This window comes from Wolbachia endosymbiont of Tuta absoluta, from assembly GCF_059414725.1.
The window spans coordinates 1-524 of sequence record NZ_JBNRJY010000157.1; the positions used below are offsets into that span (position 1 = coordinate 1).

Consider the following 524-nt stretch of genomic DNA (forward strand, 5'->3'; position numbering starts at 1 on the left):
ATGTGTATGTAGAAAAGTGACTTCAGTTCAGGGTTTCCCACTTAACAAGCCACCCACACTAGCCCGAGTCTCTTTAGGCAATGTGTCGTCAACTATTTCTACGCCATATAAAGATGCGCGCGCGATCTTTTAGCCGGTTCCTCCACATGACGTCCGTTGTTGCTGCCTATTTTTACCGCATTCGTAACGCAAATTAGAATTTTATTCCCATAGAAATACGATGACGCGACGCGACGGTGCATTGATGGATGTGTCTGTCGAAACGACGTCTTTTCTCCTAACAGACGCACGCGTTATGGATGCACTATACATACGAAGTAACGGAGATCAAGTGTGAGTGTTATGTACCTATTATCTGCACTTTAGTTTGCGTATTAAGGGATCGATCACTTCATTCACATTCATATTGGTCTGCGTTCCAGAACCGGTTTGCCAAACAACAAGCGGAAATTGATTATTAAATTTACCGTCTATTACCTCCTGTGCCGCTGTGCAGATTGCATCCCCTACTCTATTATCTATGC

The 524-nt window shown here is 43.9% G+C and carries 1 pseudogene; it reads right to left on the reverse strand.

Annotation, left to right across the window (positions count from 1 at the left end):
• Positions 1-384 precede the first annotated feature (384 nt).
• Positions 385-524: pseudogene (locus tag ACJ5GX_RS01690) on the reverse strand (lyase family protein); the annotation flags it as partial.